The 14,924-nt window shown below is 64.5% G+C and carries 18 protein-coding genes; 12 read left to right on the top strand and 6 right to left on the bottom strand.

Annotated elements, in window-relative coordinates; all coding sequences use genetic code 11:
* The first annotated feature begins 36 nt into the window (after window positions 1-36).
* From FHY55_RS00610 to FHY55_RS00580, 7 genes are read left to right on the top strand one after another with little or no spacing between them, the layout of a single operon-like run.
* Window positions 37-978 carry an aspartate carbamoyltransferase catalytic subunit gene (locus tag FHY55_RS00610; RefSeq protein WP_140012346.1) on the top strand — a complete coding sequence of 314 codons (942 nt, stop codon included), beginning with the start codon at window positions 37-39 and terminating at the stop codon, window positions 976-978.
* Window positions 975-1,949, top strand: coding sequence for a DUF4268 domain-containing protein (locus FHY55_RS00605; protein ID WP_140012345.1), 975 nt, complete (start codon window positions 975-977; stop codon window positions 1,947-1,949). Before FHY55_RS00610 ends, FHY55_RS00605 begins: the two co-directional genes overlap by 4 nt.
* Entirely contained in the window at window positions 1,946-2,398 is a 453-nt protein-coding gene (locus FHY55_RS00600; protein WP_140012344.1) for a hypothetical protein, read from the top strand. Before FHY55_RS00605 ends, FHY55_RS00600 begins: the two co-directional genes overlap by 4 nt.
* Complete coding sequence (locus FHY55_RS00595; RefSeq protein ID WP_140012343.1) at window positions 2,395-2,955, top strand: hypothetical protein; 561 nt, start codon at window positions 2,395-2,397, stop codon at window positions 2,953-2,955. Before FHY55_RS00600 ends, FHY55_RS00595 begins: the two co-directional genes overlap by 4 nt.
* Window positions 2,955-3,521, top strand: a complete 567-nt coding sequence (locus FHY55_RS00590; protein ID WP_140012342.1) for an aspartate carbamoyltransferase catalytic subunit — start codon at window positions 2,955-2,957, stop codon at window positions 3,519-3,521. Before FHY55_RS00595 ends, FHY55_RS00590 begins: the two co-directional genes overlap by 1 nt.
* A complete protein-coding gene (gene pyrC, locus FHY55_RS00585; RefSeq protein ID WP_140012341.1) occupies window positions 3,518-4,795 on the top strand; it encodes a dihydroorotase in 1,278 nt (425 codons plus the stop codon). The genes FHY55_RS00590 and pyrC overlap by 4 nt, the downstream gene beginning before the upstream one ends.
* Window positions 4,796-4,835: 40 nt before the next feature.
* On the top strand, window positions 4,836-5,864 hold the full coding sequence (locus FHY55_RS00580) for a Gfo/Idh/MocA family protein (RefSeq protein ID WP_210410522.1): 1,029 nt from the start codon (window positions 4,836-4,838) through the stop codon (window positions 5,862-5,864).
* 41 nt (window positions 5,865-5,905) lie between these two features.
* On the opposite strand, the gene FHY55_RS20395 is transcribed toward FHY55_RS00580, so the two are convergent.
* Window positions 5,906-6,061, bottom strand: a complete 156-nt coding sequence (locus FHY55_RS20395) for a hypothetical protein (RefSeq protein WP_168222903.1) — start codon at window positions 6,059-6,061, stop codon at window positions 5,906-5,908.
* Window positions 6,062-6,319: 258 nt separating this feature from the next.
* On the opposite strand from FHY55_RS20395, the gene plsY reads away from it, so the two are divergent.
* A complete protein-coding gene (plsY, locus tag FHY55_RS00575) occupies window positions 6,320-6,940 on the top strand; it encodes a glycerol-3-phosphate 1-O-acyltransferase PlsY (protein WP_140012340.1) in 621 nt (206 codons plus the stop codon).
* A gap of 37 nt (window positions 6,941-6,977) precedes the next feature.
* Here the strand turns inward: plsY and FHY55_RS00570 are convergent, their stop codons facing one another.
* The 5 genes from FHY55_RS00570 to FHY55_RS00550 form a co-directional block, all read right to left on the bottom strand.
* Complete coding sequence (locus FHY55_RS00570) at window positions 6,978-7,220, bottom strand: hypothetical protein (RefSeq protein WP_140012339.1); 243 nt, start codon at window positions 7,218-7,220, stop codon at window positions 6,978-6,980.
* A 146-nt stretch (window positions 7,221-7,366) separates the two neighbouring features.
* A complete protein-coding gene (locus FHY55_RS00565; RefSeq protein ID WP_140012338.1) occupies window positions 7,367-8,737 on the bottom strand; it encodes a glutamate--cysteine ligase in 1,371 nt (456 codons plus the stop codon).
* 61 nt (window positions 8,738-8,798) lie between these two features.
* Complete coding sequence (locus tag FHY55_RS00560) at window positions 8,799-9,323, bottom strand: hypothetical protein (protein WP_140012337.1); 525 nt, start codon at window positions 9,321-9,323, stop codon at window positions 8,799-8,801.
* Window positions 9,320-10,183, bottom strand: a complete 864-nt coding sequence (locus tag FHY55_RS00555; RefSeq protein ID WP_140012336.1) for a GNAT family N-acetyltransferase — start codon at window positions 10,181-10,183, stop codon at window positions 9,320-9,322. The genes FHY55_RS00560 and FHY55_RS00555 overlap by 4 nt, the downstream gene beginning before the upstream one ends.
* The gene (locus tag FHY55_RS00550) at window positions 10,180-10,899 is read right to left on the bottom strand and encodes a 16S rRNA (uracil(1498)-N(3))-methyltransferase (RefSeq protein ID WP_140012335.1); all 720 of its coding nucleotides are present in this window, start codon (window positions 10,897-10,899) and stop codon (window positions 10,180-10,182) included. Before FHY55_RS00550 ends, FHY55_RS00555 begins: the two co-directional genes overlap by 4 nt.
* Before the next feature lie 12 nt (window positions 10,900-10,911).
* On the opposite strand from FHY55_RS00550, the gene ubiA reads away from it, so the two are divergent.
* The 4 genes from ubiA to FHY55_RS00530 all read left to right on the top strand — a co-directional run bounded on the left by ubiA (window position 10,912) and on the right by FHY55_RS00530 (window position 14,889).
* Entirely contained in the window at window positions 10,912-11,871 is a 960-nt protein-coding gene (gene ubiA, locus FHY55_RS00545) for a 4-hydroxybenzoate octaprenyltransferase (RefSeq protein WP_140012334.1), read from the top strand.
* A gap of 72 nt (window positions 11,872-11,943) precedes the next feature.
* Complete coding sequence (locus tag FHY55_RS00540) at window positions 11,944-13,920, top strand: OmpA family protein (RefSeq protein ID WP_140012333.1); 1,977 nt, start codon at window positions 11,944-11,946, stop codon at window positions 13,918-13,920.
* Entirely contained in the window at window positions 13,913-14,242 is a 330-nt protein-coding gene (locus FHY55_RS00535) for a hypothetical protein (protein ID WP_140012332.1), read from the top strand. The genes FHY55_RS00540 and FHY55_RS00535 overlap by 8 nt, the downstream gene beginning before the upstream one ends.
* Window positions 14,239-14,889, top strand: a complete 651-nt coding sequence (locus FHY55_RS00530) for a DUF2268 domain-containing putative Zn-dependent protease (protein WP_140012331.1) — start codon at window positions 14,239-14,241, stop codon at window positions 14,887-14,889. The genes FHY55_RS00535 and FHY55_RS00530 overlap by 4 nt, the downstream gene beginning before the upstream one ends.
* The last annotated feature ends 35 nt before the right edge of the window (window positions 14,890-14,924 follow it).

Below are 14,924 nucleotides of genomic sequence, written 5' to 3'. Positions count from 1 at the left end.
TGCTATACACTGGCGCAAATTTCCGGGGAGCCAACCATGACCTTGCGCGCCAGACACCTGCTTGGCATCGCCAATCTCGCCCCCGATGAAATCACCGCCATCCTTGACCTTGCCGAGCACTATGCCGGGCTGAACCGCTCTGCCGAGAAGCACGGCAAGGCTCTGGAAGGGCTGACGCAGGTCAACATGTTCTTCGAGAATTCGACCCGCACCCAAGCCAGCTTCGAGCTCGCGGGCAAGCGCCTCGGGGCAGACGTGATGAACATGGCGATGCAGGCCAGTTCGATCAAAAAGGGCGAAACCCTGCTCGATACCGCGCTGACACTGAACGCCATGCACCCCGACTTGCTGGTGGTCCGCCACCCCCATTCCGGCGCGGTGGACCTGTTGGCACAAAAGGTCAATTGCGCGGTGCTCAACGCAGGCGACGGGCGGCACGAGCACCCCACGCAGGCCCTGCTCGACGCGCTCACAATCCGCCGCCACAAGGGCCGCCTGCACCGGCTGACCGTGGCGATCTGCGGCGATGTCGCCCATAGCCGCGTGGCGCGCTCCAACATCATGCTGCTGAACAGGATGGAAGCCCGCGTGCGCCTCGTCGGCCCGCCCACGCTGGTGCCCGCCGCCTTCCGCGATCTGGGCTGCGAGGTGACGCATGACATGGCCGAGGGCCTCAAGGGCGCCGATGTGGTGATGATGCTGCGGCTCCAACGCGAGCGGATGGACGGCGGCTTCATCCCCTCCGAGCGGGAGTATTTCCACCGCTACGGCCTCGACGCCGACAAGCTTGGCCACGCCAAACCCGATGCCATCGTCATGCACCCGGGCCCGATGAACCGTGGTGTCGAAATCGACAGCGCCACCGCCGACGACCCCACCCGCTCGGTCATCACCGAACAGGTCGAAATGGGCGTGGCCGTGCGCATGGCGGCGATGGACCTGCTGGCACAAAACCTCAAGGCATCGCGCGCGGCATGACACAGCTCGGCACCTTCCACCGGATCAAGGACATCCGAGGCACCTGGCCCAACGAGGCACAGGACTTCACTCCCTGGCTCGCCTGCCAGCTGCCGCTCCTCTCCGAAGCCCTCGGCATGGGCCGCGAGGGGCTGGAGCTGGAAGCCACCGAAGTGCCCGTTGGCAAGTATCGCGCCGATATCGTCTGCCGAGATCTCAACCAAGCCGCGGAAGCCACCGTGCTGATCGAAAACCAGTATGGCAGCTCCGATCATGACCACTTCGGCAAACTGCTCACCTACGCCAGCGGCCTCAAGGCGGCCACCGTGGTGCTGATCTGCGAACACCTGCGCGAAGAGCACCGTACCGCCCTGACATGGCTCAACACCATCACCGCCGACGACCACCGCTTCTTCGCCGTCGAGCTGGAACTCTGGCGCATCGACAACAGCCCGATTGCGCCGCGCTTCAACGTGGTGGTGGAGCCGGATGACTGGGCGCGGATGGCCGAGGAAAGCAAGAAGTCAGACACGTCCGGCACATTGTCTGACCTTAAGAAAACCTATGTCCAATATTGGGGGGCGCTGCGAGAACATGTCTTGGGGATGATCGAGGTCGTCGATGATCTGCCTTTGCGCCCCCGCAAGCCCCTTCCTCAGCAGTGGACCGGTTTCTCAATTGGCCGCGGCAACATCGAGGTGACCGCCGCGATCAACAGCCAGGAACGCTGGATCAAGGCCGAGCTGACAATGTTCGGCCCCAACGCCCGTGCCTGGCGCGAAGCGCTTCTGAGCCAGCGCACCGAGATCGAAGATGAGCTTGGCTACGCGCTGGAATGGGACGAACTCGCAGGCACCGGACAAGCCATCAGGCTCCACAATCATGGCGAAGACCCCACCGACCAATCCCGTTGGCCCGAGCAACACGAATGGCTTTATGACCGCCTGCGCGACCTCTACATCGCCTTCCACGACCGGGTGAAGGCCCTGTGACCGTAGAGGCCATCGCAAGCTGGGCACCCTCCTTCCGGAACTTTCTGTTCCGCTTCTTCATCGTCGGCCTGCTCACCAGCCTTTTCTTCGGCATCGTGCCCACCGGCCTGCGCGAGGCTGATCCGCTCACCTTCTGGGTTTCGCTGCTGGTCGTCTTCATCATCAGCCCGCTGCTATGGGGCTTCGTCTTTGACGACCACATAAAGTGGCTTCGCCACCGCCGTGAGCGCTGGGTGCTCTACCCCGACAGGCTGCGCCTTCATGATAACGACGGCTTGGTGACAGACCTCATGCTGCATGAGATCGCCCGGGTCAAAACCACCCTTCTGCGCGGTGTTCTCATCATCCGCACTGACGGCCGCAAGGTGGTGGCCCGCTACATCTCGCGCCCCGGCGAAATGGTGCGCCGGATCAACGCGGCCCTTGCTGAAAAGGAGGCGGAGCAATGAGCGACGGTATTGAACCCCATCTCAAGCCCAACGAAACCCTGCTTTGGCAGGGCAGGCCCACCTTTACTCGCACCCTGCCGGGCGCCTATGTCTTCCTGCGTATCACCGGCTGGGTCATGTTTGCCTGCTTCCTGTTCTTCCTGCTGATCGGCCTCGCCAACCTCGACGAGATGGAGGGCGGCACGCTGATCTGGGTCATCTTCCTCGCCATCTCGAGCGGTCTCTGGCTGATCTTCTCCTTCTTCGCCCCCGCTTACGCCCGCGCCGCCAACCGGCGCACCCGCTACGGCGTTACGAAAACCCGCGCGCTGATCCTGCACGGCGGGCACAGGCTGATACGCCTGTCGATCGGCAAATCCGGCAAGATCAATCGAAGGGGCCGCGACGAAGACGGGCCTTGGGCCGTTTACTTCTTCTTCCCCCCCGCCCGGCGCTACCGCGACGCTGACGGGCATTATCGCACCTCCCGCCCCGGCCCTGTCGGCTTCACCGGCCTCTCCGCCGAAGATGCGGTGATGGCCGAAACCGCGCTGACCGCAATACGGGGGAAGGGCTGATGAGCAAACCTCCCCCCGGCTGGGAAGGCCTTCTTGACGACGACGAAGAGATCCTCTGGCAGGGCCGCCCCTCTGCGGGTGTGGTGGTGCGCGGCAAGGATATCTTTGAAAGCCTTTTTGGCCTGTTCTTCGCCGGTTTCGCCATCTTCTGGATGAGCATGGCCAGCTCCATGGGCACGCCGCGCAATGCGCCCGGCATCTTCCAGTTCTTCCCGCTCTTCGGCCTGCCCTTTCTGGCGATCGGGCTCTACATGGTCTTCGGCAAGTACTTCTGGAAGGCCTACCAGCGGCGGCACACCAATTACACGCTGACCAACAAGCGGGGTTTCATCGCCACCGAGGTTCTTGGCACCCGCAAGCTCAAGAGCTATCCCCTGACCGACAGGCTGGAACTCGAGCAGTCGGCACGGGGTGACACGCTCTGGTTTGCCACCACCACCTATACGCGGCGCAACAAGAATGGCTTCAAGCGCAGCTTCACCCGGCGCATCGGCTTCGAGCTGATCGAGAACGGGGCGCATGTGATGGGGCTGGCGCGCAAGGCCCTCAAGGAACAGTCTCAATGACCACAACCCTCTTCACCAATGTCACCCTGATCGACCCCGAGGCGCTTACCGAGGCGCCGGGCCACCTGCTGGTGAAAGACGGGATCATTGCCGATGTCGCCACCGGCCCGATGGCTGCGCCCGAGGGGGCCGAGGTGGTGGATGGCGGCGGCAAATGGCTGGCGCCGGGGATCGTCGATCTTGGGGTGAAGATTTGCGAGCCCGGCGAGCGGCACAAGGAATCGTTCAAATCGGCGGGCGCGGCGGCGGCGGCGGGTGGGGTGACCACCCTCATCATGCGCCCCGACACGCTGCCGGCAATCGACTCACCCGAGACGCTGGAGTTTGTCACCCGCCGCGCGGGTGAGGCGGCGCCGGTGAACATCCACGCCATGGCCACGCTCACGAAAAACCGCGAAGGGCGCGAGATGGCCGAGCTGTCCTTCCTCAAGGACGCGGGCGCGCTGGCCTTTTCCGATGGTGACAAGGTCGTGGCCGATACCAAGGTGCTCGCCCGCGCCCTTTCCTACGCCCGCGATCTGGACGCGCTGGTTGTTGGCCACCCGCAGGAGCCGACCCTCTCCAAAGGCGCGGCCGCCACCTCCGGCAAACTCGCCACGCTGATGGGCCTGCCCGCCGTCTCCCCCATGGCCGAGCGCATGGGCGTGGACCGTGACATCGCCATGGTCGAGATGACAGGCACGCGCTACCACTTCGACCAGCTCTCCGCCGCCCGCGCCCTGCCGCCGCTGGAGCGGGCCAAGGCCAACGGGTTCGACATCACCGCAGGCGTCTCGATTCACCACCTGACGCTGAACGCCAACGACATCACCGACTACCGCACCTTCTTCAAGCTCAAGCCCCCGCTGCGCGAAGAAGAGGACAGGCTGGCGATGGTCGAGGCTGTCGCCTCCGGCCTGATAGATGTGATCTCCTCCATGCACACACCGCAGGACGAAGAGAGCAAGCGCCTCCCCTTCGAGCAGGCCGCCTCCGGGGCTGTCGCGCTAGAAACGCTGCTGCCTGCCGCCATGCGCCTCATCCATTCCGGCGCGCTCACCCTGCCGCAACTCTTCCGCGCCCTGTCGTTCAAGCCCGCCGCGCGCCTCGGCCTGCCCTCGGGCCGCCTCGCCAAAGGCGCCCCGGCGGACCTGCTCTTGTTCGACCCCTCCGCGCCCTTCCTGCTCGACCGCACGAAGCTGCGCTCCAAGTCCAAGAACACCCCGTTCGATGGTCAGCGCATGGAAGGCCGGGTGCTTGGCACATGGGTTGCGGGCATCCGCGTTTTCGGCTGAGCGGCGTCCTCGCCAAACCGCGCCAGACTCCCTAGGGTGGGTGAAATCCACCATCCAGACCGTGCCCATGCCCTTCAACTTCGCCACCATCGGCCTCAACCACGGCCATATCTACGGCCAGACCGAGGCCATGCTGAACGCGGGCTGCACCCTCACCCGCTTCGCCGCCGAGGAGGATGATCTTGCCGCCCGCTATGCAGAGGCCTTCCCGCAAGCCACTCGCTGCACCGAGGCCGAGATCATGGCCGACGAGAGCATCCGCCTCATCGTCGCCGCACCCATTCCGTGCACCCGCGCCGCGCTGGCGATCCGGGCGATGGAGGCAGGCAAGGATGTGATGGTCGACAAGCCCGGCTGCCTCTCGCTTGATGAGTTGGCCGCGATCAAGGAAAGTCAGCAGGCGACGGGGCGTATCTGGTCGGTGCTCTATTCCGAGCATTACCGCCAGAAGGCGACCACACGGGCGCTTCAGCTTGTGCGCGAAGGCGCGATTGGCAAGGTCATCCACATGACGGGCTTTGGCCCCCACCGCATTGGTGACTATGGCAACCGCTACCCGTGGTTCTGGGATCCGGCGCAAAACGGCTCTATCCTGACCGATATCGCGGCGCATCAGTTCGAGCAGTTCCTTGCCTTCACCGGCGCGGCTTCGGCCCGCGTGCTGCAAGCCTCCGAGGCCAACCACGCCCACCCGCAATATCCCGGCTTCACCGATTACGGCCATGCGGTGGTGGAGGCAGACACCGGCGCGCTGGGCTTTTTGCGGGTCGATTGGTTCACCCCCGCTGGCTCCCCCGTTTGGGGCGATGGGCGCTGCTTTTTGACCGGCACGACAGGCACAATAGAGCTGCGCAAATACATGGATATCGAGGGCCGCCCGGGGGCAGATCACCTGTTCCTGACCGATGCGCAAGGCACCCGCCACATCGACTGCTCCGACACCCAGCTGCCCTATGGCGCGGCCCTGCGGGATGATGTGCTGAACCGCAGCGAAACCGCCATGCCACAGGCCCATTGCTTCCACGCAACAGAACTCGCGCTACAGGCCGCTGCGCTGGCCTCAAGCTAAGCCCCCTAGCTGCCGCACCCCGCGTTCGGCTGCCTGTCAGCCTACCGCAGGTCGGCAGAAGCTTTCAGGGAAATGTCCACTGGATCGGCTTGCAGGGTTTTGCCCTGGGCGATGGCGTTGCTTTGCGAAAGCATGAAGGCACCGGCCACGAGGCAGACGGCGGTGCAGGTGATCAAGGTCGCGATGTTGAGGGTCATCGGTCGGTCCGTTCAGGCTGTGTTTAGCCTTTAACGAGCCCGGGCCGGGATCCGGTCGCGGAGCGTTGCCAGAATGTTGTGGCATCGCACGTTCCGGCAGGGTTTCGCCGGTGGGCTGTGCGCTGAGATTCTCGTATGCATGGGTTGTGCATGGGATGTGCATCACTTGTGCCTGTGGTGTTCTGTTACCTCCGGGGCGGTTAACCACTTGCCCAAAAACCGCGATTCAGCGCATAGGGGAGGCGAAAAGGAGCTTCGATGCCCGAACTACTGACCAGTTTTCAAACCCTCGCGCTGACCGCGCTGGCTGCCTACCTGCTTGGCTCCGTGCCCTTCGGCCTCGTGATGGCGCGGCTGTTCGGGCTGGGCGATTTGCGCGCTATCGGCTCGGGGAATATCGGGGCAACCAACGTGCTTCGGACGGGCAACAAACCGGCTGCCTTCCTCACCCTCGTTCTGGATGCCGGAAAGGGCGCAATCGCGGTGCTGGTGGCGCGTGCGCTGCTTGCCGAAGATGCCGCCCAAGTTGCTGGATTGTTTGCCTTTCTTGGCCACCTCTTTCCGGTGTGGCTGAAGTTCAAGGGCGGCAAGGGCGTGGCCACCTTCCTCGGCACCCTGCTCGCCCTGCACCCGCTCACCGGCCTCGCCGCCTGCGGCACGTGGCTGGTGGTTGCGCTGGCCACCCGCCTCAGCTCGCTCGCCGCCCTGATCTCGGCGGCCACCTGCACCTTCTGGATGTTCACCCTCGGCTACGGCAACGGCTTCTTTCTCGGGATCGCGCTGACCGTTCTTATTTATGTAAGACATGTCGAGAATATTCAGCGGATGAAAGCGGGCACCGAAACCCGCATTGGCGAGAAAAAGAAAACCGGACCCTGAGGCCCGGTTTTGCAATCTCTAGGAGCTGTGGCGCGTTTTAGCGACCGGCCAGCTTTTCCACCGCTTCGGCGGTCCGCTTGGTGTGGTAGTAGATGCCGATCTGGATGAAAAACAGAGCCATGATGATCACGGCATAGAGGATACCGCCGACGATCAGAGCGAGGCCCACCACTTCACCCTGCGCAAGCGCAATGATGCCGCCGACGATGCCGCCGATGGCGGCCAAGGCACCGATAACCCAGATAAGGACGTCGAAAATCTTGATAATTGTGTCGCGCATTGAATAACTTCCCTCTTCGCGTTCAATGTTTTGTGCCACGAGATTGGGCACTTTTTTACCGTTGGGTCAAGTAAGGTTAACATTTCCGTGTGCTTTCGCCCCCTTCATGACGGGAGTTTTCACGAAAGCCTCACGGATTGCGCAGGTCAGTAGCTGTAGGCGGTGTAGATTTGGCTCAGGTCGCCATTCCAGTCGCCGTCATAGTGCTCCAGCATTTCGTCGGCGAGGGTCTGCCCGCTGGCCACGCTCTCTTGCAGCGCGTTCAGAAAATGGGTTTCGTCCGGCACCATGCCGCCGGACCCGGGCCGCGCTCGCGCCTTCAGGCCGGCCTCTGCGATGTTCAGCGCCTCACGTGCGAGATCGAGAATTTTCAGCCCCTCCACCTCGCCAGCCAGCCCCTGTTCGCCCGCGCAGACATGCAGCTTGTGGCGGGTCTCCGCGTCCCAGCCCTTCACCATGTCCCATGCCGCATCCAGCGCGGTCTGGTCATAGGTCAGGCCGACCCAGAAGGCAGGCAGCGCACAGAGCCGCCGCCACGGCCCGCCATCGGCCCCGCGCATCTCGATGAACTTCTTCAACCGCGCCTCGGGAAAGAGCGTTGTGAGGTGGTCGGCCCAGTCGCTGAGCGTGGGCTTCTCGCCCGGCAAAGCGGGCAGCTCGCCCTTCAGAAAATCGCGGAAAGACTGGCCCAAGGCATTGATATACTTGCCATCTCGGTAAACGAAATACATCGGCACATCGAGCGCGTATTGCACATAGGCTTCAAAGCCGAAGCCCTCATCGAAGACGAACGGCAGCATTCCCGTGCGGTCGGCATCGAGGTTGCGCCAAACGTAATTGCGGTAGCTCTTCACCCCGTTCTTCTGGCCTTCAAAGAAGGGCGAACTGGCGAAGAGCGCATTGGCCAACGGCTGCATTGCGAGGGCCACGCGCATCTTCTGCACCATGTCGGCCTCGGAGCCGAAATCGAGGTTTACCTGCACGGTGCAGGTGCGCCGCATCATGGTGGTGCCGGTGCTGCCAACGCGGCCCATATAGGCATCCATCAGCTTGTAGCGGCCCTTGGGCATGAGCGGCATCTGCTCGTGCGTCCATTCAGGCGCGGCACCAAGGCCGATAAAGCCCACGCCGATCTTGTCGGCAATCTCTTTTACCTCGCGCAGATGCTCGTTCACCTCGTCGCAGGTCTGGTGAATGGTTTCCAGCGGCGCGCCGCTCAGCTCCAGCGCCCCGCCGGGCTCGAGGCTCACATTGGCGCCGTCCTTCTCCAGCCCGATCAGGTATCCGGCCTCTTCCACCGCGGCCCAGCCGAACTTGTCACGCAGGCCTTCCAGCACCGCCTGAATCGAGCGCTCGCCTTCATAGGGCAGGGGCTTCAGGCTGTCTTTGCAGTAGCCGAACTTCTCGTGTTCCGTGCCAATTCGCCAGTCATCCTTGGGCTTGCAGCCATCTGCGAGGTATTCGGCAAGTTGCTCGTGCCGCTCGATCGGCCCGCCGCCGGACTGGGGGATAGACATATTCTGGCTCCGGGGTTTTCTGCCGCTAGAACGGTCAGACTTGGCGGCATTGCCGATGAAGTCAATGCACCAGAAGTCTATCCTTCTGCCACACGATGAACAGGCGCGGCTCGGTGCTGCCCGAGGCCGCGATGACCTGCTCGTAACGGGCACCGGGGAAGGCGGCAAGGGCATCCACCATCTTCTCCGACCCTGCGGCGGAGGCCGGGATGCGTGCCGTGCCCTCCGGCGTGACCCAGAGCCAGAACAGATCGTCCACCATCGGGCCTTCGCCAGTGGTCTCTATCTCGATGCGCACCACATCGGGCAGCGAAATCACCGCGCCGCCCGCGCCGGTGAGGTAGCGCAGCGACCCTTCGTCCAGCTCGATCAGCCCCTGCCCACCAGAGCGCGGCCGGATCAGGGCGCGTTGCATGCCGGCGTAAAAGCCAAGCCCGCCAACGGTGATCATCGCGATCGCGAACCACCATACCAACCCAGAGGTGCGCAGGCCCAGCCAGACACCCACGACCATGATCACCGCCCCGGCGATGCACTCGCGCCAGCGATAGAGATGCGCCCGCGCCTCTGGCCGGATCAGGCTCATGCCACCACCCCCACCGGCACTGGGCGGGAGAGGATGGCAATGCGGTAACGCCCCACCAACTCAAAGCCGATCGCCTCATAAACCCGTGCCGCCGCCGCGTTGTTGGCAAAGAGCACCGCCACCTCGGCGCCCCTTGCGCGCTCCTCCGCGAGGAGCGCTGCCGTTACCTTTCGGCCCCGCCCGCCCCGGCGCAGATCGCGTGGCACGTGGACGGAGCCGAGTTGCACCATATTGGCGACCCGCGCGTTGATCCCGGCCATGGCCACCGGTTTGTAGCCGTGTTCAAGCAGGAGCCGCAGATCTTTCTCATGCACCACGCGTGCTGCCCGCTTTCGGGCATCGGCGGAGGCTTGCAGCTTGTTGGTTGCAAAGCCCGTGTCGAGAAAATGCTCGAAGAACCAGCTTTTCAGCATCGCCTCGTCGCCCGGCTGCGTCTGCCGCAGCTGCGCGCCCGGGTCTTCAAGTCTGTCCAGCTCCATCCGATAGAGCGGCTCGTCGTGGCTCAGGGTGAAGGGGGCGCCCGATAGGCCAAGCCCGGCCAGCGCGCCGCGCACCTGCCCGTCTTCCCCGGTCATCCCTGCCACTTTCCGCCCCGCGAGCGCATGGGTGACGGCACCCCAGAACCCCGGGATCTCCTCGGGCACCTGCGCCATCAGGAAGCCATCGTTGTTGCAACCCACCACAGCGCGGATCTCGCCGCGCTCGGTCTCTGCCAGCCAGCAGGTGCTGGAATGCGGGTGATCGGAGGGCACCAGCCCATGCGCCGCGAGGTTGCCGCGCAGAAACATCGAGGTGTTCGGGTGTTGCGCCAGAAAGGATTCCAGCCGCGCCTCCTCGCCGGGCTGGGCCTGCCGGATCATCGCCAGTCTCCGTGGGTGGTTTGCCAGAGGGTCAGCGCCGCGACGGCTGCCGTGTCGGCGCGCAGGATGCGTGGGCCGAGGCTCACCGCTTGGGCTTGGGGCATGGCGGCCAGCCTTTCGCGCTCCGTTTCCGAAAACCCGCCTTCGGGGCCGATCAGCACCGCCCAGGGGCCGGGCGCTCCGCCCAGTCGCCGGTCTTCGCCCACCAGCGCCTCGTTGCAGAACATCAGGCTGCGGCCTTCGGGCCAGTCTCCCAGCAGGGCCGAGAGTTTCACCGGCTCTGCGACTCGTGGCACGAAGGTTCCGCCGCATTGCTCGGCGGCCTCTACCGCGTGGGCCTGAAGGCGATCTACCTTCACCCGCTCGGCATTGGTGAACTCGGTCAGCACCGGCACAATCCGCCGCGCGCCCATCTCTGCGGCCTTCTCGACGATAAAGTCGGTGCGGGCCTTCTTGATCGGGGCGAAGCAGAGCCAGAGGTCGGGGGGCGACACCTGCGGGCCGGTCTGCTCGCGGCATTGCAGCACCGGGTTGCGCTTGTTGGCCACGATCACCTCGGCCAGCCACTCGCCGGCCTCGCCGTTGAACAGCAACACGCCGTCGCCCACGCTGAGCCGCATCACCGCAAAAAGGTAATGCGCCTGCTCCCGCGACAATCCAACGGTTTGCCCCGCGCCCAGCGGGTGGTCTACATGGAGGCGGGTTTTCGCTTTCATGGGGCCAGAGATATGCACGCCGAGACCGAAACGCCAGACGTGCAAGTGGCTGATGCCGTCACCGGCAACTGGGTGGACCGCTGGGCCCCCGCCGCCGCGCGGCCCTACTTTCGCCTCTCGCGGCTCGACAGACCCATTGGCACATGGCTTCTGTTGCTGCCCTGTTGGTGGGGCGTGCTGCTGGCCGCCGCCTCCACCGGCTGGCGCTGGTTTGACCTGTGGATCATCATCGGTTGCGGCCTTGGCGCCATCCTGATGCGCGGCGCGGGCTGCACGTGGAACGACATCACCGACCGCGATATCGACGGCTCGGTTGCCCGCACCCGCTCGCGGCCCATCCCTTCGGGCGCGGTCAGCGTCAAGCAGGCGCTGGCGTGGATGGTGGTGCAATCGCTTGCCGCCTTCCTCATCCTGCTCACCTTCCCGCCCACGGCGATCTGGCTCGGCATCGGCTCGCTTGCGCTGGTGTGCATCTATCCTTTCGCCAAGCGGTTCACATGGTGGCCGCAGATCTTTCTTGGGCTTGCCTTCAACTGGGGTGCGCTGCTGGCCTGGGCCGCGCATAGCAATGCGCTCAGCCTTGCGCCGGTGTTCCTCTATCTCGCGGGCATTGCCTGGACGATTTTTTACGACACGATCTATGCCCATCAGGACATCGAGGATGATGCGCTGATCGGGGTGAAATCCACCGCCCGGCTGTTCGGCGACAATTCGCCGTCTATCCTCCGCCTCTTCCTTGCCCTCACCATCACCCTGCTGACCGTGGCGATGATTGCCGCGCTGATCGAGCCGGCTTCGCCGTTGCAACTGGCGCTTGCCGCTTGCGGGGCATGGGCGATGGGTTGGCATATGGCCTGGCAGCTTGCGCGGCTCGACATCGACAATCCGGCGATCTGCCTCAAGTTGTTTCGCTCCAACCGGGACGCCGGGTTGATCCCCGTGCTGTTTCTCGCCGCTGTCATCCTTCTGTGATCGCAGCATGATTGCGCCCGTGGCCCCGGCGCTCTAAAGCAAGGTCCAACCCGCAGCCGCGCCGGAGTGTTCATGCGCCTCAGCCCCAAGCTCGTTACCTTTGCCGCCCTCATTCTGGCCGCCGTGCTGTGCTATGTCAGCGCCACCGCCGCCGCAGGTCTGATCGAGCGTGGCTCGCAATCGGCGGTGAAAACGGCGCTGATTGAAGGCGGGCATGATTGGGCGGCGGTTGAAACTGATGGCTTGCAAGTGCGGCTCACGGGCACTGCACCCAACGAGGCCGCGCGCTTTCGGGCGCTCTCTGCCACCGGCGCGGTGGTGGATGCCTCCCGCGTGATCGACGAGATCGAGGTGGAGCCGGGCAAGCCGATTACCGCGCCCAAGTTTTCCATCGAGATCCTGCGGAACGACGAAGGTGTGTCGATGATCGGGCTGATCCCCGCCGAGATCGACCGCGATGCCTTTGCCGAGCGGATCGCCGGGGCTGTGGGCGAGAAGGTGGGCATCACCGACCTGCTGGAAACCGCGGATTACCCCTTGCCCGAGGGCTGGGAGACGGCGGTGGAGTTTGGGCTCTATGCGCTTGAAATGCTGCCGCGCTCCAAGGTGTCCATTGCCGCCGACAGGGTGGCGGTTACGGCCATCAGCGCCTCGGGCGCCGAAAAGCGCAATCTCGAAACCATGCTGGCCCGCAGGGCACCCGAAGGCGTGCGGCTGGTGGTGGATATCACCGCGCCCCGCCCCGTTATCACGCCCTTCACACTGCGCTTCCTGATCGACGAGAACGGCACCGCCCGCTTTGATGCCTGCTCTGCCGATACCGAGGCCACGCGTCGGCGCATTCTTTCAGCCGCCCGCGCCGTGGGGCTTCAGGGGCAGGCCGATTGCGTGCTGGGCCTTGGCGTGCCCACCCCCGACTGGGCCGAAGCTGCCGAACAGGCGATTGCGGCTGTGGGCGAGTTGGGCGGCGGTGCTGTGACCTTCTCGGATGCCGATGTTTCTCTCGTCGCCCTTGCCGGCAGTTCGCAGTCCACCTTCGACCGCGTGGTGGGCGAGCTGGAGAGCAACCTGCCAGATGTGTTCTCGCTCACCTCCAAACTGCCCGAAAAGGCCAGCGTCGACGGCACCGGTGAAGCCGATCAGGGCCCGCCAGAGTTTGTTGCCACCCGTTCGCCCGAGGGCCGGGTGCAACTGAGAGGGCGGGTGACCAACGAGCAGGTGCGCGAGGCCGTGCGCAGCTTTGCGCAGGCCAGTTTCGGCTCCGAGGCGGTGTATCTGGCCACGAGGCTTGACCCGGATTTGCCCGATGGCTGGCCGATCCGCGTTCTGGCGGGGCTTACTGCGCTTTCGGAACTGAACAGCGGTTCTGTTGTCGTGCAGCCGGCCTATATCGAAGTGCGCGGCATCACCGGCAACCCTGATGCCAAGGCAGAGATCGCCCGGCACCTTGCCGCGAAGTTGGGCGAAGGTGCGCATTTCGAGATCGCCGTCACCTATCAGGCGGCGCTCGACCCGCTGGCTGATCTGCCCACGCCCGAGCAGTGCCTTGCCAAGATCGTGGCGATCAACGAGGCCACCAAGATTACCTTCGAGCCCGGCTCCACCGAAATTTCCGGCGGTGCCGTTGCGGTGATGGACAAGATCGCAGAGGTGCTGAAGGGGAAGTGCTCGGAGATCGAATTTGCCTTCGAGATCGGCGGCCACACCGATAGCCAGGGCCGCGAGCAGATGAACCAGCAGCTCTCGCAGCAGAGGGCCGATGCGGTGCTCAACGCGTTGATGGAGCGCCGCGTTCTGACGGGCCGGATCACCGCCATTGGCTATGGTGAGGCCCAGCCCATCGCTGACAACGAAACCGAAGAGGGCCGTGAGGCCAACCGCCGGATCGAATTCAAGCTTGCTGGCGCGCAGGATGACGCGTCTGGCGAAGCTGGGGATGCCGAGGCCGAAGAGGGTGGCGCTGCCGCGGATGATGGGGCAGAAGGTGAGAACCCGTCAGATGACGGTGCGACCGAAGAAGAAGGCGAGGCGGAGAGCGCGGGTGAGTAGATCAGAGTTCATCATCGTTACGGCGATCATCCTCTTTGTCGCTTTCATGCTGGGATGGTTTGCCAATTGGCTGATCCATCGTCTTAGCCGGGTCACGCAATCGGAGATGGGTGAGCTCGATAAGATGGCCCAATCGCTCCACGAGGCCGAAGAAACCCGCGATCAGGCGATTGCCTACCTGCAGCAGCGCGAGGCCGAGTTGACCAACCAGCTTTCGCAAACCGAAGCAGAGCTTTCAGCGGCGATGGACGGGCTGCGCGATGCGCGGCGTGAGGCCGAAGAGCTGCGCAGCTATATCGAGCGTCATCAGCAGGCCGGATGACTGCCGCCGCCGCGCCCCCGCTATCCCTGCATATCTGCAACGCGCGCGGCGAGCTGACCGGCTGCACCGACTGGCTGACCGAGGCCCTCCGTGCCACCCATGCCCGCGCCGCCTCTTATCTGCCCCTTGGCCCGCTTGATGTGATCTTGCGGGCTGGCAAGCAGGTGATCCGCGAAAAGGGCCATGTTGGCCTCGCGCCCGGGCCGGGCATCGTTATCCTCACGGTCGATCCCGAAAATCCGGCGCTGGAGGCCAATGAGGGTGAGGGGTTTGAGCGGATGGTGGCGCATGAGCTGCACCACGCTGCCCGCTGGGATGGGCCGGGCTATGGCCGCACACTAGGGGCCACGCTGGTGTCGGAGGGGCTGGCCTGCCACTTCGCGCAGGAGCTGTTTGGCGCGCCACTGGAGCCGTGGGAGGTGGCCGTGCCCGATGCGCTCGCCACATGGGGCCCACGGATCCGCGATGACTGGCGCGATGCCTCCTACGATCACGGCGCATGGTTTTTCGGCACAGGCGAAATGCCCGAGTGGCTTGGCTACTCCGCCGCCTTCCAGCTCGTCGCCCGCTACTTTCAGGAGCACCCCACCGCCACGGCGGCAGCGCTGGCTCACGATCCGCCAGAGCACTTCAGAGCGCTCGTCTGACAGCACAGCGCGGGGCTGCGTTACATTTTCTGCGC

It is taken from the genome of Oceanicola sp. D3, from assembly GCF_006351965.1.
Taxonomy (GTDB): Bacteria; Pseudomonadota; Alphaproteobacteria; order Rhodobacterales; family Rhodobacteraceae; genus Vannielia.
The sequence above is the reverse complement of the archived record's forward strand: the minus strand, read 5'-3'. Positions and strand labels throughout refer to the sequence as shown.